The sequence below is a fragment of the Streptomyces sp. NPDC127119 genome (assembly GCF_042677425.1).
Classification (GTDB): domain Bacteria; phylum Actinomycetota; class Actinomycetes; order Streptomycetales; family Streptomycetaceae; genus Streptomyces.
On record NZ_JBHXTO010000013.1, the window covers coordinates 96,706 to 118,424 of the forward strand.

General features: G+C 69.9%; 17 protein-coding genes. 10 read left to right on the top strand and 7 right to left on the bottom strand.

Features of this window, described 5'->3' with window-relative positions; all coding sequences use genetic code 11:
* Window positions 1-27: 27 nt before the first annotated feature.
* The 7 genes from ACFVH5_RS09405 to ACFVH5_RS09435 all read right to left on the bottom strand — a co-directional run bounded on the left by ACFVH5_RS09405 (window position 28) and on the right by ACFVH5_RS09435 (window position 8,915).
* Window positions 28-1,179 (bottom strand): acyl-CoA dehydrogenase family protein, encoded by a 1,152-nt coding sequence (locus ACFVH5_RS09405; RefSeq protein ID WP_385832957.1) that lies wholly within the window; start codon window positions 1,177-1,179, stop codon window positions 28-30.
* 59 nt (window positions 1,180-1,238) lie between these two features.
* Window positions 1,239-2,222 carry an oligopeptide/dipeptide ABC transporter ATP-binding protein gene (locus ACFVH5_RS09410; protein ID WP_385832958.1) on the bottom strand — a complete coding sequence of 328 codons (984 nt, stop codon included), beginning with the start codon at window positions 2,220-2,222 and terminating at the stop codon, window positions 1,239-1,241.
* Window positions 2,219-3,205: an ABC transporter ATP-binding protein gene (locus ACFVH5_RS09415; protein ID WP_385832960.1), complete on the bottom strand. Its 987-nt coding sequence runs from the start codon at window positions 3,203-3,205 to the stop codon at window positions 2,219-2,221. Before ACFVH5_RS09415 ends, ACFVH5_RS09410 begins: the two co-directional genes overlap by 4 nt.
* On the bottom strand, window positions 3,202-4,089 hold the full coding sequence (locus ACFVH5_RS09420) for an ABC transporter permease (protein WP_385832961.1): 888 nt from the start codon (window positions 4,087-4,089) through the stop codon (window positions 3,202-3,204). The genes ACFVH5_RS09415 and ACFVH5_RS09420 overlap by 4 nt, the downstream gene beginning before the upstream one ends.
* Window positions 4,086-5,015, bottom strand: coding sequence for an ABC transporter permease (locus tag ACFVH5_RS09425; RefSeq protein ID WP_384797175.1), 930 nt, complete (start codon window positions 5,013-5,015; stop codon window positions 4,086-4,088). Before ACFVH5_RS09425 ends, ACFVH5_RS09420 begins: the two co-directional genes overlap by 4 nt.
* 49 nt (window positions 5,016-5,064) lie before the next feature.
* The gene (locus ACFVH5_RS09430) at window positions 5,065-6,618 is read right to left on the bottom strand and encodes an ABC transporter substrate-binding protein (RefSeq protein WP_385832962.1); all 1,554 of its coding nucleotides are present in this window, start codon (window positions 6,616-6,618) and stop codon (window positions 5,065-5,067) included.
* 176 nt (window positions 6,619-6,794) lie between these two features.
* Window positions 6,795-8,915: a prolyl oligopeptidase family serine peptidase gene (locus ACFVH5_RS09435; RefSeq protein WP_385832963.1), complete on the bottom strand. Its 2,121-nt coding sequence runs from the start codon at window positions 8,913-8,915 to the stop codon at window positions 6,795-6,797.
* Window positions 8,916-8,982: 67 nt separating this feature from the next.
* Here ACFVH5_RS09435 and ACFVH5_RS09440 point away from each other — a divergent pair, with 67 nt between their 5' ends.
* The 10 genes from ACFVH5_RS09440 to ACFVH5_RS09485 all read left to right on the top strand — a co-directional run bounded on the left by ACFVH5_RS09440 (window position 8,983) and on the right by ACFVH5_RS09485 (window position 21,670).
* Window positions 8,983-10,416 (top strand): acyclic terpene utilization AtuA family protein, encoded by a 1,434-nt coding sequence (locus tag ACFVH5_RS09440; RefSeq protein WP_385832964.1) that lies wholly within the window; start codon window positions 8,983-8,985, stop codon window positions 10,414-10,416.
* The gene (locus ACFVH5_RS09445; protein WP_385832965.1) at window positions 10,417-10,845 is read left to right on the top strand and encodes a hypothetical protein; all 429 of its coding nucleotides are present in this window, start codon (window positions 10,417-10,419) and stop codon (window positions 10,843-10,845) included.
* A 5-nt stretch (window positions 10,846-10,850) separates the two neighbouring features.
* A complete protein-coding gene (locus ACFVH5_RS09450; protein ID WP_385832966.1) occupies window positions 10,851-12,092 on the top strand; it encodes an amidohydrolase family protein in 1,242 nt (413 codons plus the stop codon).
* A 94-nt stretch (window positions 12,093-12,186) separates the two neighbouring features.
* Entirely contained in the window at window positions 12,187-13,662 is a 1,476-nt protein-coding gene (locus ACFVH5_RS09455) for an aldehyde dehydrogenase family protein (RefSeq protein ID WP_385832967.1), read from the top strand.
* On the top strand, window positions 13,653-14,939 hold the full coding sequence (lysA, locus tag ACFVH5_RS09460) for a diaminopimelate decarboxylase (protein WP_385832968.1): 1,287 nt from the start codon (window positions 13,653-13,655) through the stop codon (window positions 14,937-14,939). Before ACFVH5_RS09455 ends, lysA begins: the two co-directional genes overlap by 10 nt.
* A gap of 101 nt (window positions 14,940-15,040) precedes the next feature.
* Window positions 15,041-15,883: a hypothetical protein gene (locus ACFVH5_RS09465; RefSeq protein WP_385832969.1), complete on the top strand. Its 843-nt coding sequence runs from the start codon at window positions 15,041-15,043 to the stop codon at window positions 15,881-15,883.
* The gene (locus ACFVH5_RS09470; RefSeq protein WP_385832970.1) at window positions 15,880-17,466 is read left to right on the top strand and encodes a GMC family oxidoreductase; all 1,587 of its coding nucleotides are present in this window, start codon (window positions 15,880-15,882) and stop codon (window positions 17,464-17,466) included. Before ACFVH5_RS09465 ends, ACFVH5_RS09470 begins: the two co-directional genes overlap by 4 nt.
* A 50-nt stretch (window positions 17,467-17,516) precedes the next feature.
* Entirely contained in the window at window positions 17,517-18,110 is a 594-nt protein-coding gene (locus tag ACFVH5_RS09475; RefSeq protein ID WP_385832971.1) for a TetR/AcrR family transcriptional regulator, read from the top strand.
* A 100-nt stretch (window positions 18,111-18,210) separates the two neighbouring features.
* Window positions 18,211-18,900 carry a type 1 glutamine amidotransferase domain-containing protein gene (locus ACFVH5_RS09480; RefSeq protein WP_385832972.1) on the top strand — a complete coding sequence of 230 codons (690 nt, stop codon included), beginning with the start codon at window positions 18,211-18,213 and terminating at the stop codon, window positions 18,898-18,900.
* Between the two features lie 448 nt (window positions 18,901-19,348).
* Window positions 19,349-21,670, top strand: coding sequence for a beta-L-arabinofuranosidase domain-containing protein (locus ACFVH5_RS09485; protein ID WP_385832973.1), 2,322 nt, complete (start codon window positions 19,349-19,351; stop codon window positions 21,668-21,670).
* The last annotated feature ends 49 nt before the right edge of the window (window positions 21,671-21,719 follow it).

Consider the following 21,719-nt stretch of genomic DNA (forward strand, 5'->3'; position numbering starts at 1 on the left):
GCGGACCTGCGGCGGGCCGGCGCGGCATCAGCGTGCCGTGCGGGCGAGTGCGCGGCTGATGAGCAGGCGCTGGATCTGGTTGGTGCCTTCGAAGATCTGCGTGACCTTGGCCTCGCGCATGTACCGCTCGACCGGGTGGTCGCGGACGTATCCGGCGCCGCCGAGGATCTGGACGGCGTCGGTGGACACCGACATGGCGGTGTCCGAGGCGACGAGTTTCGCCATGCTGGCCTCCTGGCTGTAGCCGAGGCCCGCGTCCTTGCGGCGGGCGGCCGACAGATAGGTGGCGCGGGCGGACGCGGTGGCGGCGGCCATGTCCGCGAGCAGGAAACCGACTCCTTGATGGTCGATGACCGGGCGTCCGAAGGCCTCGCGTTCCTTCGCGTACGCCACCGCGTAGTCCAGGCTCGCCTGCGCGATGCCGGTGGCGACGGCGGCGATGCCCAGGCGCCCGGCGTCGAGGGCGGACAGCGCGATGGACAGGCCTTGTCCGGGGCGTCCGACGAGGTGGTCCTCGGGGATCAGCGCGTCATCGAAGTTCATCGTGGCGGTCGTCGAGCTGCACAGGCCCATCTTGCGTTCGGGGGCGCCCGCGGAGAGGCCGGGGGTGCCCGCGGGGACGTGGAAGCAGGAGACACCGTGCCTGCTGTCGGAGTCCGTGCGCAGGAAGGTGGTGTAGTAGTCGGCCTGTCCCGCGTGGGTGATCCATGCCTTGCTGCCGCGGGCGCGCCAGCCCTCCGGGGTGCCGGTGGCGGAGGCCCGCATGGCGGACGGGTCGGACCCGGCGTGCGCCTCGGACAGGGCGTAGGCACCGAGCAGGTCTCCGCCGAGCATGTCGGGGAGGAGGTCGGCCTTCTGGCGGTCGGTCCCGAACGCGTTCACCGGATGGCAGGACAGGGCGTGCACGCTGATGCCCACGGCCACGGCCGCCCACCGTGCGGCGATCTCCTCCAGGACCTGGAGGTAGACGGAGTAGGGCTGCGCGCCGCCGCCGAACTCCTCCGGGAACGGCAGGGTGAGAAGTCCCGCCGACCCCAGCAGCGTGAAGACCTCGCGGGGGAAACGCTCGGCCTCCTCGAACTCGGCCACGCGCGGGGCGAGTTCCTTGTCGGCGATCTCGGCGGTGAGCCCGATCAGTTCATGGGCCTCGTCGGACGGCAGTTCACGCTCGACGCTCACAGTGATGCCTTTCGGTGACGTGCGGGTGCCGAGGCCGGGTGGCCGGTGGGCAGCGGTGGTTACGGGGTGTCGGCCGGTGCCCGGTGGCTCGACGGCGCGTGGATGCAGGCGGTGCGGTGCGATCCGTCGTGGACGTAGGGCGGCGGGGCCTTCGCGCAGGCGGCCTCGGCCTCCGGGCACCTGGGCCGGAAGGGGCAGCCCGTGATCAGGTCGAGGGCGCCGGACGGTTCGCCCTCAAGGGCCGGCGGACGCGGTTCGGTGCCGCGGCGCCGCAGGTCGGGTGCGGCCCTCAACAGGGCCTGCGTGTAAGGGTGCTGGGCCGCGGCGAAGATCGTCTCGGCCGCCCCCTCCTCGACCACCCGGCCCGCGTACATCACCGCGACCCGGTCGCAGAGCGTGCGGATGATGCCGAGGTCGTGGGAGATGAAGACGATCGTCAGGCCGAGTTCGGCGCGCAGATCGGCCAGCAGGTTGACCACGGTGGCCTGGGCGGACACGTCGAGGGCGGACACCGCCTCGTCGGCGACCAGCACGTCGGGCCGGACCGCGAGGGCCCGTGCGATGGCGACGCGCTGGCGCTGGCCCCCGGAGAGTTCACGCGGTCGCGCGTCCAGGACACGCGGGGGCAGGTTCACCATCTCCATGAGGGAGTTCAGCGCGGAGGTCATTCCGGCGTCGGGGACGAGGCCGTGGCAGTCGATGAGTTCGGCCAGTACGGAACGGACCCGCCGTCGGGGGTTGAGCGAGGCGACCGGGTCCTGGAAGACCATCTGGATCCGCCGGCGCAGCTCCTTCGACCTGAGGACTCCCATGTCCTGACCGTCGTAGCGGACAACTCCGGCGGTCGGCTCCGTCAGACCGACGAGTACGCCGGCCAGGGTCGACTTGCCGCATCCGGACTCGCCGACCACGCCGAGACACTCGGAGCGTTCGACGGCGAGACTGACACCGTCGACGGCCCGCAGCGTCGTGGGCGGCACGGACCTGTGCGTCCTGACCTTGAAGTGGACGGAGATGTCGTCCAGTTCGACGAGGGCGCTCATGGCTGGTCTCCAGCGTTCGTGACTGCCTGCCGCACGCACGCGGTGGCCCGGTGCGGGCCGATGGCCAGCAGCGGGGGGTCCGCGTCGAGGCACACGTCCGCGACGTGGGGACAGCGAGGGGCGAAGCGGCAGCCGGGGGGCAGCAGTCCTGCGGTGGGCGGGGATCCGCTGATGGTCTTCAACCGCGTGGGCGGGCCGTGCAGTTGGGGCATCGAGTCGATCAGCGCACGGGTGTAGGGATGGCTCGGGTTGTCGACCAGGTCGTGGGTGGGGCCTTGTTCGACGATGCGGCCCGCGTACATCACGGCGGTGCGGCCCGCGATACGGGAGATGACCGAGAGGTCGTGGCTGACGAAGATCAGGGCCAGCCCGCGCTCGGCCCGCAGCCGCTCGACGAGGGTCAGGATCTGGTCCTGGACCGTGGTGTCCAGTGCGGTCGTCGGCTCGTCGCACAGGAGGAGCGAGGGTTCCACCGACAGCGCCATCGCGATCATCACGCGCTGGCGCTGGCCTCCGGAGAGCTGGTGCGGCCATGCACGGGCCCGTTGCTCCGGGTGCGGCACGCCGACCTCCGTCAGGAGCTGCAGGGCCCGGTCCGCGGCGGCCCGGCGGGACATGCCGAGGGCCCGGGGGCCGGCGGCGACCAGGTCGCCGATGCGCATGGTCGGGTTCAGCGAGCTCATGGGCTCTTGGAAGATCATGGAGACCCCGTGCCCGCGCAGCTCACGCGGTGCGACGGACCGCATCCCCTCCCCCGGCTTCCGCTGGAACCGTGTGGTCCCCCGGGTCTGCTTCAGCGCGGGCGGCAGCAGCCCGAGCACGGAACGCAGGGTGAGGCTCTTGCCGGATCCGGACTCACCTACGATCCCGAGGCAGCCACCGGCGTCGACGTGCAGGGACACGTCGTCCACCAGGGTGACTCCGCCCTGCGCCGCGGCGATCGACAGGTTCTCGATCTCGATCACGCGTTCTGTACGGGTCATGACTTGATCCGATCGTCCAGGCCGTCCCCGATCAGGGCCAGGCCCATGCCGATCAGGGCGATCGCCGCTCCGGGGGCCGCGATCAACCACCAGTTGGTCTGGATGACGCTGCGGCCCGACTGGATCATCGAGCCCCATTCGGGGGTTCCGACGGGGATGCCGACGCCCAGGAAGGACAGGGTCGAGATCGCGACGACGGCCAGCCCGACATCGACGAAGAAGTAGACGATGCTCTGGCCGATGGCGTTCGGCACGATGTGCCAGGCGATCACCCGCCGGCGGGGCAGGCCACCCAGTCGTGCGGCCCGGATGTAGTCCATGGAGCGCACTCTGCGTACTTCGCTGCGCAGCAGCCGGGCGTACACGACCCAGGAGATGACCGTGAAGCCGATGATGAGCGGCAGTTCGCCGGGGCCCAGGAACAGGAATCCGGTGCCGGGGCCGAGCAGGCCGACCAGGGCGATGAAGAAGATGAACAGCGGGAGCGAGACGACGATGTCGGAGGTGCGCATGATCGCCGCGTCCAGCCACTTGCTGCCGAGGCCCGCCGCGATACCGATCAGGCTGCCCAGGACCGCGGGGATGAGCGAGCCGAGCACCGCCACGCGCAGGTCGATCCGGATCGCGTAGACCAGTCGGGTCCATTCGTCGCGGCCGAGCTGGTCGGTGCCGAGGAGGTGGGCCCGGGAGGGCGGGGCGAGACGGTTCAGCAGGTCCTGTTCGGCGGGGTGTCCGCTGGTGATGAGCGGTGCGAAGAGCGCGGCCAGGACGAACAGTGCGACGATGACCGCGCCGACGGCCAGCTTGCCGTCGCCGCGTCGGCGCAGGTGGCGCGAGGATCGGGTGTGCGGCGCGGCGTCCTCGACGACAGGCGTGTCGATCATGTGCTCACCGTCCTCGGGTCGAGCAGCGAGACGACGGTCTCGCCGAGGATGTTGGCCAGCACGACCCCCGTGGCGAACAGCAGCGTGATGCCCTGGACCGTGTAGACGTCGCGTTTCGCGGACGCCTCGACCAGTGCGCTGCCCAGGCCGGCGATGTTGAAGGTGGCTTCCAGGATGACGACTCCGAAGAAGAGGTAGCCGACGTTGAGTGCGAGGAGGGTGAGGACCGGGCCGAGTGCGTTGCGCAGCACGTGCCGGACGATCAGGGTGGGGCCGCCGACGCCCAGCGACCTGGCGACCGCGATGTATTCGGAGTCGAGCACGTCGATCAGGCTGGACCGCAGGCTCCGTACCAGGACGGGCGTGAGGATGATCGCGCCGGTCACGGAGGGCAGGACCAGCGAGCGGAGCAGTTCCGCCGGGCTCGATCCCAGGTCCGCGACGGGGAACCAGCCGGTGGGGATGGCCACCAGTCTGATGAGCAGGAAGCCGACCCAGAACGCCGGCAGGAACAGGGCCAGGAGGACGCCCAGCCTGATCACGTGGTCGACGGGGCGGTCCCTGAACCAGGCTGCGGTCCAGGCGAGGACGAGTGAGGTCGTGACCGCGAGCACCAGGGTGCCGAGCAGGAGCCACAGGGTGTCTCCGATGCGCTGGCCGATGACGCCGCTGACGCTCTGTCCGTCGATGGACGTCCCGAAGTCGCCGTGCAGCACCCGGGTGACGTAGTCCACGTACTGGTGCGGGAGGCTGCGGTCGAGGCCCAGTTGATGGCGCAGTTCGCTCACCGCCTCGGGCGAGGCTCGTGGTCCGAGGCGCAGTCTGGCCGCGTCGCCGGGTGCGATCTGGGTCAGCACGAACACGACCAGTGTGACCGCGAGCAGGACGAGCACCAGCTGGACCAGCCGGGCGAGCACCGTTCTCATCGCTACCACGAAACTCCCTCCCTTCCATGGAGAGTGCCGGACACGGTTGTCAGCTCCTGATGTTCAACTCATCCGCGCAGTACGCCTGGTAGGGCGCCGGGACGAAGCCCTGCACGCGGTCGGAGACCGCGTCGAGCGCGTTGGGCACGGCCAGCGGAAGCACGGCGTGAGTGGCGTTGGCGGTGGCTTCGAAGTCCTGTACGGCGGCGCTCACTTCGGACGTGTCGCTCGCCGCGTGGACGGCGGCCAGGGCCTTGTTCGCCGGGCCGGGGTCGGACTGGGAGAACACGACGCCGGTCGCCCCGAGGAAGCCGAGGGGGTCGATGGGGGTGGGTGCGAGTGCGCTGTAGGTGACCATGCCGAGCTGGAAGGAGCCCTTGCTCAGATCGTCGATCAGGGAGCTGGTCGGGAGCGGGCTGACGGTGGCCTTGATGCCCGCCTCGGCCAGCATCGGGGTCAGGGCCTGTGCCGCGAGTTTTCCGGGGCCGCCGTCGCTGGGCACGATCAGCTCGATGGTCCGGCCGTCGTAGTCGGACGCGTCGACCAGCTTCTTCGCGGCGTCCACGTCGGTGGTGGACCAGGTGCACTTGGGGCATTTGGCGACGCCGGGCACCTGCTGCGGCAGCAAGGATGTGGCCACGCCGGCCTCGCCGACGTATCCGCCGCGGACGAGCTTGCGGTAGTCGACGGCCAGCGCGATCGCCTTCCTGAGGCGGACGTCCGCCAGGGGCCCCGACTTCGTGTTCATGGTGAGGACGCTGACGCCGGTGGAGGGCGCACGGACGATGCTGTTCTTGGGGTACTGGGCGGCCGCTTCGAGTTCCACGCCGTTGACGACGTCGAGGGAACCGCTCTGGAACTGCAGGAGTTGCTGTCCCCTGTCGGCGACGACCTTGTAGTCGACCTTGTCGAGGTAGGGCAGGCCGGAGCGGTAGTAGTGCGGGTTCCGGGTGAGGGCGATGGACCGTCCCACGGTCTCACCGCTGATCACGAAGGGCCCCGCCCCTACGGGTTTCTTCCAGTACGCGGCGGCGCTCCGGCCGCCGTACTTGTCGGGGAAGATCGCCGCGTTGGCGGTCGACAGGACGGCGGGGAGCGTCTCGTCCGGTTCGGAGAGGTGGAAGACGACGGTGTTCCTGGACGGCGTGTCCACGGACTTGATGGAGGAGAAGTAGCTGCCGTACAGCTCTCCCTTGCTCCACAGGCCTTCCGAGAACTTGACGTCGGCCGACGTGACGGGTCTGCCGTCACTGAACTTGGCGTCCGGGCTCAGGGTGAACTTCAGCGTCCTGGCCTTGGGATCGGCCTTGTAGGACGAGGCCAGGGCCGGCTGGAGGGTCTTGCCGTCGGGCGTGGAACGCAGGAGCGAGGCGTAGACCTGGGGGAACACCCGGTAGCTCTGGGTCGCCAGTGCCTTCTGGGGGTTCCAGGTGTCGATCGCGCTGCTGAGCGACATGGAGAGCGAGCCGCCCCGTTTCGCGGGCGAAGAGGCGGTCCCGGAGGCCGCCGAGTCCGTACCGCCGGAGCTGCATCCGCTGAGGAGGAGCGCGGTGGCCATCAGCGCCGTACCGCACGCGGTGGTCCCGGCTGTCGACTTGCGCATAACTTCCCTCGCAGTTTCGTAAGTTATCTACCAAGTGACGTTCTCAATCTACGCCGGGTTCCGTCACTCGTCTAGGTGGCTGGAAAAAGCGGGTGCCGACGGGGCGGACTTCGCATGAACATCTGCCGTCCGACCTGCGGCTTTCAGCAGGCTCATACGGCTTCGGGATCGGCACGTCAGTCGTCCGCGCCGCCCCGCCGGGCCTGATCACGCCCCTGCACATGCCGCACCATCCAGTCGAGGAGCGCCGCGTTCTGCGCCCGCCGGGACGGCACGGGCCCCGAGATCGCCCCCTCGTGGGAGGCGTCCGGCAGCATCAGCAGCTCGGCGACGCAACCGGCCCGGCGCAGCACCGAATAGAACTGCTTGCTCTGCTCGGGCGGGCACCGGTGGTCGGCCTCACCCTGGATCAACAGGGTCGGCGTCGTGCAGGTGTGGGCCGTGGTGATCGGCGACAGCCGCCGGTAGCGCTCGAAGTCGGTCTGCGGCAGCGCGTCCAGCACCGCGGGAAGGAAACTCAGCCCGACATCGCTGGTCCCGTACATGCTCCAGAAGTTCGTCACGGGATTCTCGATCACGGCGGCCTTGAACCGGTCGGTGTGACCGACGATCCAGCTGGACATGTAGCCGCCGTACGACAGCCCGGAGACCCCCAGCCGGTCCGGATCGGCCCAGCCCTCGTCCACCGCGAGGTCCACCGCGGCCATCAGGTCGTGGAAGTCCTTGTTGCCCCAGTCGCCGATGATGGCGTCGGCGAAGTCCGTGCCGTAGCCGCGCGAGCCGCGGGGGTTCACCATGAGCACCCCGAACCCCGCGCCGCACAGGACATGGGCGTCGGTGACATAGGCCTCGCCGTAGGCCGACCTGGGGCCGCCGTGGATGAGCAGGACGGTCGGCAGGGCTCCGACGGCGTGGGCGGGCCGCAGCAGTTTGGCCTGGACCGTCGCGCCGCTTCCGATGGGCACGCGGAAGGTGGTGACCGTGCACGGCACGATGCAGGACCTGTTGTGGCTGGCGGTGTCGGTGACGCGTACGTCGTCGCCCGTGTCCAGATCGCGGAGCCACAGGTCGGGCGGGCCGGTGAGAGTGCCGTGGCCGTACAGCAGGCGCTGCCCGGCGACCGCCAGCGGGTAGAAGCAGCCCGTGCCGGCCAGTACCGGATCGGCCTTCGGCTCGCCGTCCAGCGCGACACGGTGCACCTCCAGGCGGTCCTCGACCTGCACGCGCAGTACGGCGTCTCCGTCGTGCAGGAGCAGTCTCGTGTCGGGGTCCATGAACGGAACGGCTATGTCGCCCAGGACGTCGCCGTTGAGATCGAGGTCCAGACCCGCGGCGCGGTCGGTCGACTGCCAGGGCGCGGGGTCCGCGGCCTCACCGTCGACGGCTCGCAGGGTCCACAACTGCCCCACGGAGTGCGGTTTGGCGCCGGAGGACGTCACCGCGATCCGTCCGTCGGCCAATGCACCCACGGAGAAGATGTCGAGTGCGCGCAGGTGCTCGACGGGAGTCGCGTCGGTCCCGTCGGCGGCGACCGAGCGGACGGCGGCGACGCCCTGTTGCCACTGGTCGGGGCCGAGGCCCGCGCGGTAGGCGATCCGCCAGGACGACGGAGGAACAGCCTCGTCCTCACCGGTCCCCGAGGGCGGCAACCACGTGGGCTGGCTGTTGACCCACTCGTCGTCCGTGAGCCGCGTGTGCGTCCCCGTGTCGAGGTCGAGGACGAAGATGTCCGCGGTCGCGTCGTCGACGAGGCCGAGCCCGTCCGCCCAGCCGATCACGCGGGTGATCCGGTACGGCGCCCCGGGCACGCGCGTCCGCCGCGTCGCCGCGTAGGCGATACGGCGGCCGTCCGGACTCCACGCCGGCCGTCCGAAGACCGAGCGGTCCGGCGCCTTCGGGTCGACGAGCACCTCGAACACGAAGTCGGGCGCGTCGGCGGGGCGGACGAGGACGATGCGCGTGACCGGTCCGTCCTGCGAGAGGAACGCCAGACGGCTGCCGTCCGGCGAGAACAGGGGGGTGTGGTCGCTGTCACCGAACTCGACGGCGGTGGAGACCAGGGCGGCGGGGGGTGCGGGGACGGAGGCCGGGGCGGCGGAGGGCGCGGGGACGGAGGCCGCCGAGCCCTTCGCCACCTCACTCAGGCGCAGACCGCGCCGCTCGGTGTCCCTCTCGATACGGGACGAGGACCACGCGACGAGCGTGCCGTCCGGGCTGAGATCGGCACTGTGCACCAGCTCCATCGCCTCTACGGCCTGGGTGATCGTCCGGTCGGATCCGGTGTCGGTCGGGGACATGGCTACTCCTCGGATCGAAGTTCGTAAAAATATTACCAGTTACAAAAAATGTATGTACACTCCGAACATGGTCACTCTTCAGGCCTCAGGCAGTGAGCGGGGCGCGTTGCGCATCGGCTCCGGCGCCGGTTTCGCCGACGACCGCATCGAGCCCGCCGTACAACTCGTCGAATCCGGCGACATCCAGTACCTCGTCTTCGAATGCCTGGCCGAACGCTCGGTCGCCCTGGCGGAGTTGGAGCGGCGCCACGACCCCGCCCGCGGATACAACCCGTGGCTCCCCGACCGCATGGCGGCCGTCCTGCCGGAGTGCGCGCGCCGGGGGATTCGCGTCATCACCAATATGGGCGCGGCCAACCCGCAGGCGGCGGGCGCGCTCGTCGCCGGGCTCGCGCGGGCCACCGAACTGCATGGACTGTCGGTCGCCGTGGTGACGGGCGACGATGTACTCGATCGCATCCTTGAGCGACCCGATCTCCCGCTCCTGGAGCGTGAGGGAACCGTCGGCTCCCTCGGCGACCGCGTGGTGTCGGCCCACGCCTACCTGGGATGCGAAGGGATCACCCACGCTCTGAGCCAGGGCGCCGATGTAGTGATCACGGGCCGAGTTGCGGACCCTTCGCTATATATTGCACCCCTTGTCCATGAATTCGGCTGGGACACCAGCGACTGGAACCTGATCGCCAAGGGCGCCTGTGCGGGGCACTTGATGGAATGCGGGGCCCAGGTCATGGGCGGCTATTTCGCGGACCCTGGATACAAGGACGTTCCCGGCCTCGCCGATCTGGGCTTCCCCATCGCCGAGGTGCACGCCGACGGAACCTTCAGGATCAGCAAGGTGCCGGGGTCGGGCGGTCTGGTGACGCCCGCGACGTGCACGGAACAGCTGCTCTACGAAGTGCACGACCCGTCGGCATATCCGTCGGCCGATGTGGTGGCCGACTTCTCCGAGGTCCGCTTCGACGAGTCCGGCCACGACACCGTGCTGGTCCGAGGAGCGCGTGGGCGGCGGCGCCCGGACGACCTGAAGGTCTCCGTCGGCTACCGCGACGGCTTCACCGGCGAGGGCCAGATCTCGTACGCGGGCCCCAACGCACTGCCCCGGGCCAGGCTGGCGCTGGACGTCCTGCGCGCGCGGATCGAGAAGCAGGGCATCACCTCAGGGGAGGCGCGCTACGAACTCATCGGAGTCGACTCCGTCAGCCGCGGCCTCGGTCCCGGCGCCGATCCCAACCCCAACACCAATCCCGATGTCGGCCCCGGCCCCGGTCTCGGCGCGGGTGATCCGGACCGGCTGAACGAGGTCCGTGTCCGGGTCGCCGGCCGGACCGACTCCGAGGACGGGGCCCGCCGGATCGCGCACGAGGTGAGCGCGATGTGGCTCAACGGCCCCGCCGGCGGCGGTGGTGTGGTCACGTCCGTCACCGAGCGGATCGCCATCGCGTCGGTCTTCCTGCCCCGCTCCGACGTCACACCGTCGGTCACGTTCGCGGAGGTCTAGATGCTCCTGCACGCACTCGCCCACGCCCGGTCCGGTGACAAGGGAAACGTCTCGGACATCACCGTCATCGCCTACGAGGCACGGGACTTCCCCCTCCTGAGGGAGGTCGTGACCGCCGAGAGGATCCGGCGACATTTCTCCGCCTTGCTCGAACGCGGAGAACGCGGTGAAGGCGATGTCCGGCGTTACGAGCTGCCGCACCTGGGCGCGCTGAAATTCGTCCTCGAAGGCGCGCTGGACGGTGGGGTCACCCGCAGCCTCAACCTCGACACCCACGGCAAATGCCTGGGCTCCCTGCTCCTCGGCATGGACATCGGTGACGGCCATGGCCCAGAGCCGGAACTGGAGTTGGAGCCGGAGCCTAATCCGGAGTCACCGGAGCGGTCGGAGTGGTCGGGGATCAGAATTTCGCACGGCACACGGAGGTAAGCACGATGGGTTCGATCGAACGTCCGGCAAGCCCGCGGCGGATCCTGTTCCGGGGCGGCCTCGTCGCCGACGGCACGGGCGCGGAGCCGCGGCACGGCGACGTGGTCGTGGAGGGTGCCCGGATCATCGACGTCGGGACCGGTCTGGACGGCGATGTGGAGGTGGACCTGACGGGGAAGTCCCTTCTGCCGGGCCTCATCGACTGCCACGTCCACGTGATGATCGGCAGCATCGACACCGTGGACCGGCTGCAGACCCCGTTCTCCTATCCGTTCTTCCAGGCCGCCCGGCATCTACGGACCCTGCGCCGGATCGGGATCACGCACGCCAGGGACGCGGCGGGCGCCGACCTGGGCGTCAAGACCGCCCTGGAGGACGGTCTGATCGACGGGCCCCGGCTGCAGATCGCCATCTCGATGCTCAGCCAGACCGGCGGGCATTCGGACGGCTGGCTGGCCTCGGGCAACTGCGTCGAGAACAGGATCGCCCATCCCGGGCGGCCCCGTGGGGTCGTCGACGGCGTCGACGAGATGCGCAAGGCGGTCCGCGAGGTCATCCGGGCCGGCGCCGACGTCATCAAGGTCGCCGCCTCCGGCGGAGTCATGTCGCCGCGCGACAACCCGCACCACGCGCACTTCGGTCTCGACGAACTGACCGTCGCCGTCGTCGAGGCACGCGCGGCGGGCCTGCCGGTGATGGCCCACGCCCAGGGCTCCGTCGGCATCAAGAACGCGCTGCGGGCGGGGGTGCGGTCCATCGAGCACGGCATCTTCCTCGACGACGAGGCCATCGAGCTGATGCTCGAACACGAGGCGTTCCTCGTGCCCACCCTGCTGGCCCCGAGGAGTGTGCTGAAGGCGGCTGCCAACGGCGCCCGGCTGACCGACGCCACGCTCGCGAAGGCCCACGAGGTCGCCGACACCCACCTCGCCTCGTTCAAGAAGGCGTGCGAGGCGGGCGTCACCATCGCCATGGGCACCGACGCGGTCGGGCTCGCTCCGGGCCGCAACCTGGAAGAACTGGAGCTGATGGCCGCCAACGGCCTGAGCCCCGCGAAGGTGCTGCGCGCCAGCACCCTGGACGCCGCTCGGCTGCTGAGTGTCTCGGACAGGTACGGCAGCATCGAGCCCGGCAAGCGCGCGGACCTGGTCGTCGTGTCCGGCGACGCCTCCGACTTCAGCTGCCTGGCCCACCGGATCGACGCCGTCTACATGGACGGCGCGCTGGTGGAGTCGCGGTCCGGGTGACCGGCCGCCACCTCCTCGCACCACAGGACCGACCGGTGTGCACGGCGGTACCGACCAGTGTTCGAAGTACGAGCAGCACGACAGGAGTCCCCGTATGACCGACCAAGCAGACCACGCCGAACGTGCCGACCAAGCCGAACGTGTCGACCACGCCCATCACGTCGTCAACTTCATCGACGGCGCCCGCAGAGACGCCGCCGGGCGGTCGACCCTGACCGATCCGCGTACAGGACAGGTCCGCGGGACCGCCGTGGTCTCCCGGGCCGACGAGGTGAACGCCGCCTTCGACGCGGCGGCCGTGGCCTTCGCGTCCTGGAGACACAGCACCCCCGGGGAACGGCAGACGGCGCTGCTCGCCATAGCGGCCGAGATGGAGGCGCGGGCGGACGAATTCGTCGCCGCCGAGTGCGGGGAGACCGGCAAGCCGACCGATCTCTTCCGGTCCGAGGAACTGCTGCCCATCATCGACCAGTTCCGGTTCTTCGCCGGTGCCGCCCGTCTGCTGGAGGGGCGCGCCGCGGCGGAGTACGTGGCGGGCCACACCTCCATGGTCCGCCGTGAACCGGTCGGTGTGATCGCCTCGATCGCCCCCTGGAACTACCCGCTGATGACGGCGGTCTGGAAGCTGGCTCCGGCCGTCGCGGCGGGCAACACGGTGGTCTTCAAGCCCGACGCGGCCACCCCGTCCAGTGCGCTGCTGCTCGCCGAGATCTGCGGACGCCACCTCCCACCGGGCTGCGTGAACCTCGTCTGCGGGGACCGGGAGACGGGCAAGCTGGTGGCGGGGCATCCGCGCGCGGACATGGTCGCCCTCACCGGCTCGACCCGTGCCGGCAGCGAGGTGGCGCGCACCGCCGCCCGCGACCTGCGCCGCACGCATCTCGAACTGGGCGGCAACGGTCCCGTCCTGGTCTTCGAGGACGCCGACGTGACCCACTGCGCGCAGCTGATCGCCGAGGCCGCCTTCTACAACGCGGGCCAGGACTGCACCGCGCCGTCGCGTGTACTGGCGCACGCCGACGTCCATGACGAACTCGTACGGGCCCTGGCCGACCACGCCCGGTCGTTCGCGCTCGTGGAGCAGGGGAACGCCCGGGACGGCAGGAGCCCGCTGATCAGCCGGGCGCAACTGGAACGGGTGTCGGGGCTCGTCGAACGCCGACGCGGCACCGCCCTGACAGCCGCCGGCGGGAAGGTGGAGGCCGGTCCCGGCTTCTTCTTCGAACCGACCGTCATCACCGGGGTCGAGCAGGCCGACGAGATCGTCCAGGAGGAGATCTTCGGGCCCGTGCTGACCGTGCAGACCTTCACCGACGAGGAGACGGCGATCACCCTGGCCAACGGCGTACGCCAGGGCCTCGCGTCCAGTGTGTGGACGCGAGATGTGGGCCGCGCCCTCCGTGTCACCGGCGCGCTCGACTTCGGCGTCGCGTGGGTGAACACCCACATCACGACGGCCGCCGAGATGCCGCACGGCGGCTTCAAGGAGACCGGCGACGGCAAGGACCTGTCGCTGTACGGCCTGGAGGCCTACACCCGGATCAAGCATGTGATGCTCGCATGGGCGTGAACCCCGGCATCCTGGAGCTGTTCCCCGAGGGGACGACCGTCGAGGCGGACCGCGGCCTGACCGTCGGCGGCGTCGCCCTGTCCGAGGTCGCCGACCGGTTCTCGACCCCCGCGTACGTCGTCGACGAGGCGGGTCTGCGCGCACGGATCCGGCGGTACCAGCAGGCGTTGAGCGCCGGTTGGCCCGACTCGCGGCTCGTGTTCGCCTCCAAGTCCTTTCCGTGCGTGGCCGCGTACCGGCTGATGGCGCAGGCGGGGATCGGCGTGGACGTGGCCGGGCTCGGTGAGCTGGCCGCCGCTCTCCGCGGGGGTGTCGAGGGCCGCGACCTGGTCCTGCACGGCAATGCGAAGACCAGTGCCGAGATCGAGATGGCGGTGGCCGCCGGCGTCGGCCTGGTCGTGGTGGACAACTTCGACGACATCGACCGTCTGGAACGCGCGCTGGACCACACGGTGACCGGCCGTCAGGACGTCCTCGTGCGGGTGCTGCCCGAGGTCCGCGCGGACACCTACGAGGCGGTGGCCACCGGGCAGAAGGGGTCCAAGTTCGGACTCCCCCTGGACCAGGTGCCGCGAGCGATCGAGCGCATACGTGCCAGTGCGAAGCTGCGCATGGCCGGAGTGCACACGCATGTCGGCAGCCAGATCCTCGACGTGGAGCCGTTCGCCGCCGCCGTCCGGGCCCTCGCCGGCCTCGGGGAGTTCGAGACCTACAACCTCGGTGGCGGCCTGGGCGCGCGCTACACCTACACCGACCACCCGCCCGAGCCGGAGGAGTGGATCGGCGCGGTCGTCGACACCGCCCGGCGTCATCTGCCCGGTTCCGCGCGGCTGATGATCGAACCGGGCCGCAGTCTGGTGGCCCGCTCCGGGGTGACCCTGTACCGCGTGGTCAACGTCAAACGAGGTGACCGGGTGACCGTCGCCGTGGACGGTGGCATGGCGGACAACATGGAAGTCGCGCTCTACGGGCAGCGGTTCGAGGCCACTCTGGTCGACCGGGTCGGCGGCGGTGAGCCCGTCGACATCGTGGGGCGGCACTGCGAGTCGGGCGACCGGATCAGTTCCGGCGTCACCCTGCGGGCACCGCGGGTCGGCGATGTCATCGCGATACCCGTGACCGGGGCGTACTGCCACACCATGGCGAACAACTACAACGGGGCCCTCAAGGCACCGGTCGTCTTCTGTGCCGAGGGCGAGGCACGCGAGGTGGTCCGCCGCGAGACCCTCACCGACTTCTTCGCGCGCGACACATCGGAGTGGATCGACGCGTCATGACGCTGACGCGCAGGTCCGGGTCGGTCCTGACAGCCCCGGCCGAACGACGACCCCTGATGGTAAAATTCTTACGATCTCGCGATACGGAGTACGCTGGCCGCATGGTGGATACCCCGAAAGATGGCGCGACGAAGTCGACCGGCCCCAAGCGTCCTCAACGCCGGCACCGCCCCCGCGAGGAGACCCGAGCCATGCTGCTCGACGCGGCGACGAACCTCGCCATCGAGCGAACGCGCCCCGAGTCGGCGAAGCTGCACAATCCCCTGGCGGACATCCGTATCTCCGACGTTCTCGTCGAGGTGAACCGGCGCAATCCCGACGACAAGAAGCTGACGACGGGAGCCTTCTACCAGATCTGGCAGGATCAGGCCGCTTTCCAGCGGGAACTGATGAGCCATGTGATGGACGAGATCGCCACGCCCGGGGCGGGGCAGATCCAGGCGCTCGCATTCGAGCTGGTCGCCGACGGAGAAGCACCCGAGGAAATCTTCCGTCAGATCAGCGAGGCCGATTTCCGGTGGACGAGCGCGTCTCCTGAACTGTTCCTGGCCCTCGGGCTGGGGGCACTGGCCCCGGTCGACATGGTGCGGGACGCCCAGGCCGGCGCGAACGAACGCTATGTCAACGCGACGGATCACCTGCTGGGCATTCTGCTGCGGTACGCGCGCCGCCGCCTGAGGGCCGACCGCACCATGGAGGACCTGATCTGGGCCATCGAGGCCTTGTCCGTGGGGTATCTGCTGCGTTCGCGCACGCATCCCGACATTCCCAAGCGGACGGACCGTGACGGGTGGACCGTCCAGGCGAGCGCCTATCTCGGAGTGGTCCACGCGTTCAGCGAACCGATTCCCGACACCAGTTCCGAAACCATTTCCGACGGTATTCCTGACGGAAAGTCCGACGGCGATTCCGACGGAACGAAAGAACCCGAGAGGCCTCGATGAATTCGGTCAGACCGCTGCCGGAGCGGACGGACACCATCGTGATCGGTGGTGGCACGGCCGGCTGCGTCATCGCGGCGCGGCTCGCCGCGGCCGGGCGGACGGTGCTCGTCCTGGAAGCCGGACCCGACTACGGCCCGCTCGCGGACGGCGCCTGGCCCGCGGAGCTGCTCGACGCGGCCGAACTGCCCACGACCCACGACTGGGGATACCAGGGCACGGGGGCGGCCGGGCAGCCGTTGACGTACGACCGCGCACGGGTCATCGGCGGGTGTTCCGCACACAACGGCTGCAGCCAGAGCGTCGGTTGGGCCGGTGACTACGACGCCTGGGCCGCCGCGGGCTGTCCGGGCTGGGGCGCCGCCGACCTCGCTCCCCTGTTCACGGCCGCAGCCGAGCTGCTGCGGTTCCGCCGCTACAGCGAGGAGGAGATCCAGCCGTTCCAGCGCGAGTTCATCCGCGCCTGCCGGCGGTCGGGCATACCGGCCCTGGACGACCTCGACGATCTCGGAGCCTCGCAGAGCGTGGGCTGCGCGCCCGTGAACGTCCGCGACCTGACCAGGATCAACACCGCGTTCGGCTACCTGGACGCGCAGCGCGCCCGGCCCGGCCTCACCGTCGCGGCCGACGCGCTGGTCGACCGGATCCAGTTCCTCGACGGCGCCGTCGAGGCCGTCACGGTCACCCGGCACGGCCGGACCTCCAGGATCGGCGCCCGGGAGGTGGTCCTGGCCGCGGGCGCGTACGGAAGTCCTGAGGTCCTGCTGCGCTCGGGCATCGGACCCGCGGCCCATCTGGCGGACCTGGGCATCGACCTGGTCAGCGACCGCCCGGGAGTCGGCGCCAATCTGCACGACCATCCGGCGGCCCTGCTGGAGTTCGCCGGCACCGCCGAACTGCAACGGGATCTGGCCGAGTTCTCCGGGGGCGGCTGGCTGCCGCAGGAGCAGAGCGTCGTCAAACTCCGCTCCCCGGTCTCCGACGGACCGTACGACCTCCATGTCTATCCGTGGGTGGAGCCCGATCCGACGCAGGAGTACGGCTGGCGGTGCGTCCTGCCCATCAGCCAGCTCCGTCCGCGCTCGCGCGGCACCGTACGGCTCGCGTCCCGGGCACCCGGCGTACGGGCGATCGTCGACCCCCGCTTCTTCAGCGACGCGGCAGGCGCCGACCTCGAAAGCGTCCGCCACGGTCTGCGCTGGACGGCCGAGAACGTACTGCCCCGCATGGACCGCCACCTCGGCACTCCCCTGCACAAGCCGGTCCCGCCGGACGACGAGGGCATGGACGACTGGATCAGGCGTCACCACTCGCACTACTGGCATCCCGCCGGTACGTGCGCCATGGGCGTCCCCGACGATCCGATGACGGTCGTCGACCATCAGGGACGGGTCGTCGGCGTCAGCGGGCTGCGGATCGCCGACGCGTCGGTGTTCCCCGACATCCCGCGGGCCACCCCGGCGCTCCCGACCGTCGTGGTCGCGGAGAGGATCGCCGCCTTCATGACCGGACCGACGACCTTCGGGACCGGCCCGACAGCCCTCATGACCGGCCCGACGGCCTTCGCGAGCGGACCGGCGGCGTGAACGACCCACGGACTAGACGACCGGTCTAATCATGCGCTACGGTTACCGACATGCCAGCCACCGCACGCACCACCGACACCCGTCGGAACATCCTCGACGCCGCCCAGCGGATCATGGCCCACAAGGGCTACTCCGCGGTCGGCATCAACGAGGTGCTCGCGGAGGCAGGCGTACCGAAGGGGTCCTTTTACCACTACTTCGCCTCGAAGGACGCTTTCGGAGAGTCGCTGCTACGGCGTTACTTCGACGAGTACGTCGCCGACATGGACCGCGTCTTCGCGCGGCCCGGCCAGTCGGCGGCCGAGCGGCTCACGGCCTACTGGCAGCAGTGGCGGGAGACGCAGAGCCTGGACGACTGCCAGGGCAAGTGCCTCGCGGTCAAGCTCGGCGCCGAGGTGTCCGACCTGTCGGAGCCGATGCGTCTGGTCCTGAAGGAAGGCACGGACGCGATCGTCGACCGCCTTGAGCGGACGATCACCGACGGCCTGACGGACGGGTCGGTCACCATCGAAGGCGATGCCCGCAGCACGGCACAGGTCCTCTACGACATGTGGCTCGGCGCCAGCGTCATGGCGAAGATCCACCGCAGCCCCGCGCCGCTGGACACCACGACGGCGATGACTCGCCGGCTGCTGCACCTGTAGGCCCGACCACCCCGACTTCCCTCCCCTTTTTTGAACATTTCTAGACGACCGGTCTAATCAGACCCGGTCCCCCAGGCACCCGACCAAGGAGCAGGCAGACATGAAGGTTCTCCTCGTACTCACCTCGCACGACGAGCTGGGTGACACCGGCCGCAAGACCGGATTCTGGCTGGAGGAGCTGGCCGCGCCCTACTACCGCTTCCAGGAGGCCGGCTGGGAGATCACGCTCGCCTCGCCCAAGGGCGGCCGTCCGCCGCTGGACCCGAAGAGCAACGAGCCCGACTTCCAGACCGACCTGACACGCCGGTTCGAGTCCGACGCGGAGGCGACCGCGGCACTGGCCGACACCGTGCGCCTGGACTCGGTCTCGGCCGACGACTTCGACACGGTCTTCTACCCCGGCGGCCACGGCCCGCTCTGGGACCTGGCCGAGGACACGGACTCCGCGCGGCTGATCGAGACGACCCTGCGCTCGGGCAAGCCCCTCGCGGTGGTCTGCCACGCCCCGGGCGTCCTGCGCCACACGGTCGACGAGGACGGTACGCCGCTGGTGCGGGGCAAGAAGGTCACCGGGTTCGCCAACTCCGAGGAGGAGGCGGTCGGCCTCACCGAGATCGTCCCATTCCTCGTCGAGGACGAGCTGAAGCGCCTGGGCGGGATCTACTCCAAGGGCGACGACTGGGCCCCGTACGTCCTGCGGGACGGTCTGCTGATCACCGGACAGAACCCGGCCTCCTCCGGCCCGGCCGCCGACGCGCTCGTCGAGCTGGTGACCAAGGCCGGCGCGTAGGCACCTGTCTGAGATCCGGCCCGGCCGGACCCACCCCGTCCTCCAACACCCCCGTACCGAAGGGGTGTTGGAGGACGTTGTCATTCCTCGCCCGTGTCGCGTGCAGGCACCGCGCCAGGAAGCGAATTGACTGCCGGCGGCGAAAAACGCGGCACGAAGGGTGTTGACGGCGTTGTTCGCACGCCTATCATCCGTGCTTGTCGAAGAGTCGACCATTGTTCGATATGACGAACAGCAGCGCACAGTGTGCGCGGGTGAGCCGCCCGCGAGAAACCGGAATCCGCTTCAGCGCCGAGGGCCGCATGCGCGCACCCATGTCCCGCAGTGAGCACCGATCCGGCATGTCCGCCGTGATCACGACCCCGGCAGGGGAACGTCCCGGCCGCCCCCTGCCCACCGATCGCCCGTCAGTCCACCCGCCCGCCGACCCATCGGAAAAAGGTGCACGATGTCCTCTTCGCTCAGCAGACGACGCCTCCTGCAGGTGGCCGGAGCCACGGTCGCCGCCTCCGCGGCCGGCCCTGCCCTCGGTGCTTCCCCGGCTCAGGCTGCCGTCCCGCCCGCCCGTGCCGACGTCGGGGTCTCCGCGTACTCCTTCGGTTTCGGTCAGGTGCGGCTGACCGCGAGCCGGTGGCTGGACAACCAGAACCGCACGGCCGCGTATCTGCGGTTCGTGGACGTGGACCGGCTGCTGTACGTCTTCCGCGCCAACCACAGGCTCTCCACGGCCGGCGCCGCCGCGAACGGCGGCTGGGACGCGCCCGACTTCCCCTTCCGCAGTCATGTCCAGGGGCATTTCCTCACCGCCTGGGCGCAGTTGTACGCCGTCACCGGGGACACGACCGCCCGGGACAAGGCGGTCCGTACGGTGGCGGAGCTGGCCAAGTGCCAGGCCAACAACAGCGCCGCCGGATTCAGTACCGGATACCTCTGCGGCTATCCCGAGTCGGACTTCGCCGCCCTCGAACAGGGCACCCTGAGCAACGGCAACGTGCCGTACTACACGGTCCACAAGACGCTCGCCGGACTGCTGGACGTGTGGCGTCTGATCGGCAGCACCCAGGCCCGGGACGTCCTGCTCGCCCTGGCGGGCTGGGTCGACACCCGTACCGGCCGGCTCACCGGTCAGCAGATGCAGACCATGCTGGGTGTGGAGTTCGGCGGCATGAACGACGTGCTGTGCGACCTCTACCAGCAGACGGGCGACGCGCGCTGGCTGACCGTCGCCCAACGCTTCGACCACGCCGCGGTGTTCACCCCGCTGGCCGCGAACTCGGACCAGCTCAACGGCCTGCACGCCAACACCCAGGTCCCCAAGTGGATCGGCGCCCTGCGCGAGTACAAGGCCACCGGCACCACCCGCTACCGGGACATCGCCACCAACGCGTGGAACATGACCGTCGGTTCGCACACCTACGCCATCGGCGGCAACAGCCAGGCGGAGCACTTCCGCGCGCCGAACGCGATCGCCTCGTACCTGCGGCAGGACACCTGCGAGAGCTGCAACACGTACAACATGCTCAAGCTCACCCGGGACCTGTTCGCCGTGACCCCGGACCGGGCCGAACTGTTCGACTTCTACGAGCAGGCCTGGCTCAACCACATGATCGGCCAGCAGAACCCGGCGGACGCCCACGGCCATGTCACCTACTTCACCCCGCTCCATCCGGGCGGCCGTCGCGGGGTGGGTCCGGCCTGGGGCGGCGGCACGTGGAGCACCGACTACAACAGTTTCTGGTGCTGCCAGGGCACCGGCGTGGAGACGCACACCCGGCTGATGGACTCCGTCTATTTCCACGACGGCGGCTCGACGCTCACCGTGAACCTGTTCGTGCCGTCGGTGCTCACCTGGTCCCAGCGCGGGATCACCGTCACCCAGACCACCACGTTCCCCACCGGCGACACGACCACGCTCAAGGTCACCGGCAGCGCCGCCGGAACGTGGGCGATGCGCATCCGCATTCCCGGCTGGACCACCGCGGCCACGGTCAGTGTCAACGGAGTGGCGCAGAACATCACCGCAACCCCCGGCACCTACGCCACCCTGACCAGGGCCTGGGCCTCCGGCGACACCGTCACCGTACGGCTGCCGATGCGGGTCGTCGTGCGGCCCGCCCCCGACAGCGCGGGCACCGCCGCGGTCACCTACGGACCGGTCGTGCTGGCGGGCGACTACGGCGACAGCACACCGAGCGGGCTGCCGCTGCTGGACACCGGCACCATCACGCGCAGCAGCGGCAGTTCACTCGCCTTCACCGCGACCGCGAACGGCTCCACCGTGGACCTGGGCCCCTTCCACGACGCACACGGCTTCAACTACACCGTCTACTGGAACACCAGCGGCGTCGCCCCCGCGTACGTACGTCTCGCCAATGTCGCCAGCGGTCTGGTCCTGGGCATCCAGGACATGTCCACCGCCGACGGAGGTCTCGCCCTCCAGTGGACCGACAGCGGCACCGCCGACCACGACTGGGAGCTGATCGAGGACGGGTCCGCGGTCCGTATCCGGAACGTCAACAGCGGCAAGGTCCTCGGGGTGCGGGACATGTCCACCGCGGACAACGCGAGCGTCCTCCAGTGGGCGGACAACGGCACCGCGGACCACCTGTGGACGCTGCTCGACCAGGGCGACGGCACCCACAAGATCCGTAACGGCAACAGCGGCAGACTGCTCGGCATCGCGGGCAACTCCACCGCAGTCGGGGCCTTCGCCGTGCAGTCGCCCGACGACGGGTCCGCCGACAACCGGTGGCGCATCGTGCGGATCTGACGCGGGCTCGGGCAAGCCGGAGCCGGTGCGGGCCCGTCAGGTGGCCCGC

Excerpts from the sequence above, each read along its gene's own strand:
- ACFVH5_RS09485 (WP_385832973.1), top strand. The coding sequence starts at position 19,349 with ATGTCCTCTTCGCTCAGCAGACGACGCCTCCTGCAGGTGGCCGGAGCC.
- ACFVH5_RS09440 (WP_385832964.1), top strand. The coding sequence starts at position 8,983 with ATGGTCACTCTTCAGGCCTCAGGCAGTGAGCGGGGCGCGTTGCGCATC.
- ACFVH5_RS09430 (WP_385832962.1), bottom strand. The coding sequence starts at position 6,618 with ATGCGCAAGTCGACAGCCGGGACCACCGCGTGCGGTACGGCGCTGATG.
- lysA (WP_385832968.1), top strand. The coding sequence starts at position 13,653 with ATGGGCGTGAACCCCGGCATCCTGGAGCTGTTCCCCGAGGGGACGACC.
- ACFVH5_RS09410 (WP_385832958.1), bottom strand. The coding sequence starts at position 2,222 with ATGAGCGCCCTCGTCGAACTGGACGACATCTCCGTCCACTTCAAGGTC.
- ACFVH5_RS09450 (WP_385832966.1), top strand. The coding sequence starts at position 10,851 with ATGGGTTCGATCGAACGTCCGGCAAGCCCGCGGCGGATCCTGTTCCGG.
- ACFVH5_RS09480 (WP_385832972.1), top strand. The coding sequence starts at position 18,211 with ATGAAGGTTCTCCTCGTACTCACCTCGCACGACGAGCTGGGTGACACC.
- ACFVH5_RS09455 (WP_385832967.1), top strand. The coding sequence starts at position 12,187 with ATGACCGACCAAGCAGACCACGCCGAACGTGCCGACCAAGCCGAACGT.
- ACFVH5_RS09475 (WP_385832971.1), top strand. The coding sequence starts at position 17,517 with ATGCCAGCCACCGCACGCACCACCGACACCCGTCGGAACATCCTCGAC.
- ACFVH5_RS09435 (WP_385832963.1), bottom strand. The coding sequence starts at position 8,915 with ATGTCCCCGACCGACACCGGATCCGACCGGACGATCACCCAGGCCGTA.
- ACFVH5_RS09425 (WP_384797175.1), bottom strand. The coding sequence starts at position 5,015 with ATGAGAACGGTGCTCGCCCGGCTGGTCCAGCTGGTGCTCGTCCTGCTC.
- ACFVH5_RS09465 (WP_385832969.1), top strand. The coding sequence starts at position 15,041 with ATGGTGGATACCCCGAAAGATGGCGCGACGAAGTCGACCGGCCCCAAG.
- ACFVH5_RS09420 (WP_385832961.1), bottom strand. The coding sequence starts at position 4,089 with ATGATCGACACGCCTGTCGTCGAGGACGCCGCGCCGCACACCCGATCC.
- ACFVH5_RS09415 (WP_385832960.1), bottom strand. The coding sequence starts at position 3,205 with ATGACCCGTACAGAACGCGTGATCGAGATCGAGAACCTGTCGATCGCC.
- ACFVH5_RS09470 (WP_385832970.1), top strand. The coding sequence starts at position 15,880 with ATGAATTCGGTCAGACCGCTGCCGGAGCGGACGGACACCATCGTGATC.
- ACFVH5_RS09445 (WP_385832965.1), top strand. The coding sequence starts at position 10,417 with ATGCTCCTGCACGCACTCGCCCACGCCCGGTCCGGTGACAAGGGAAAC.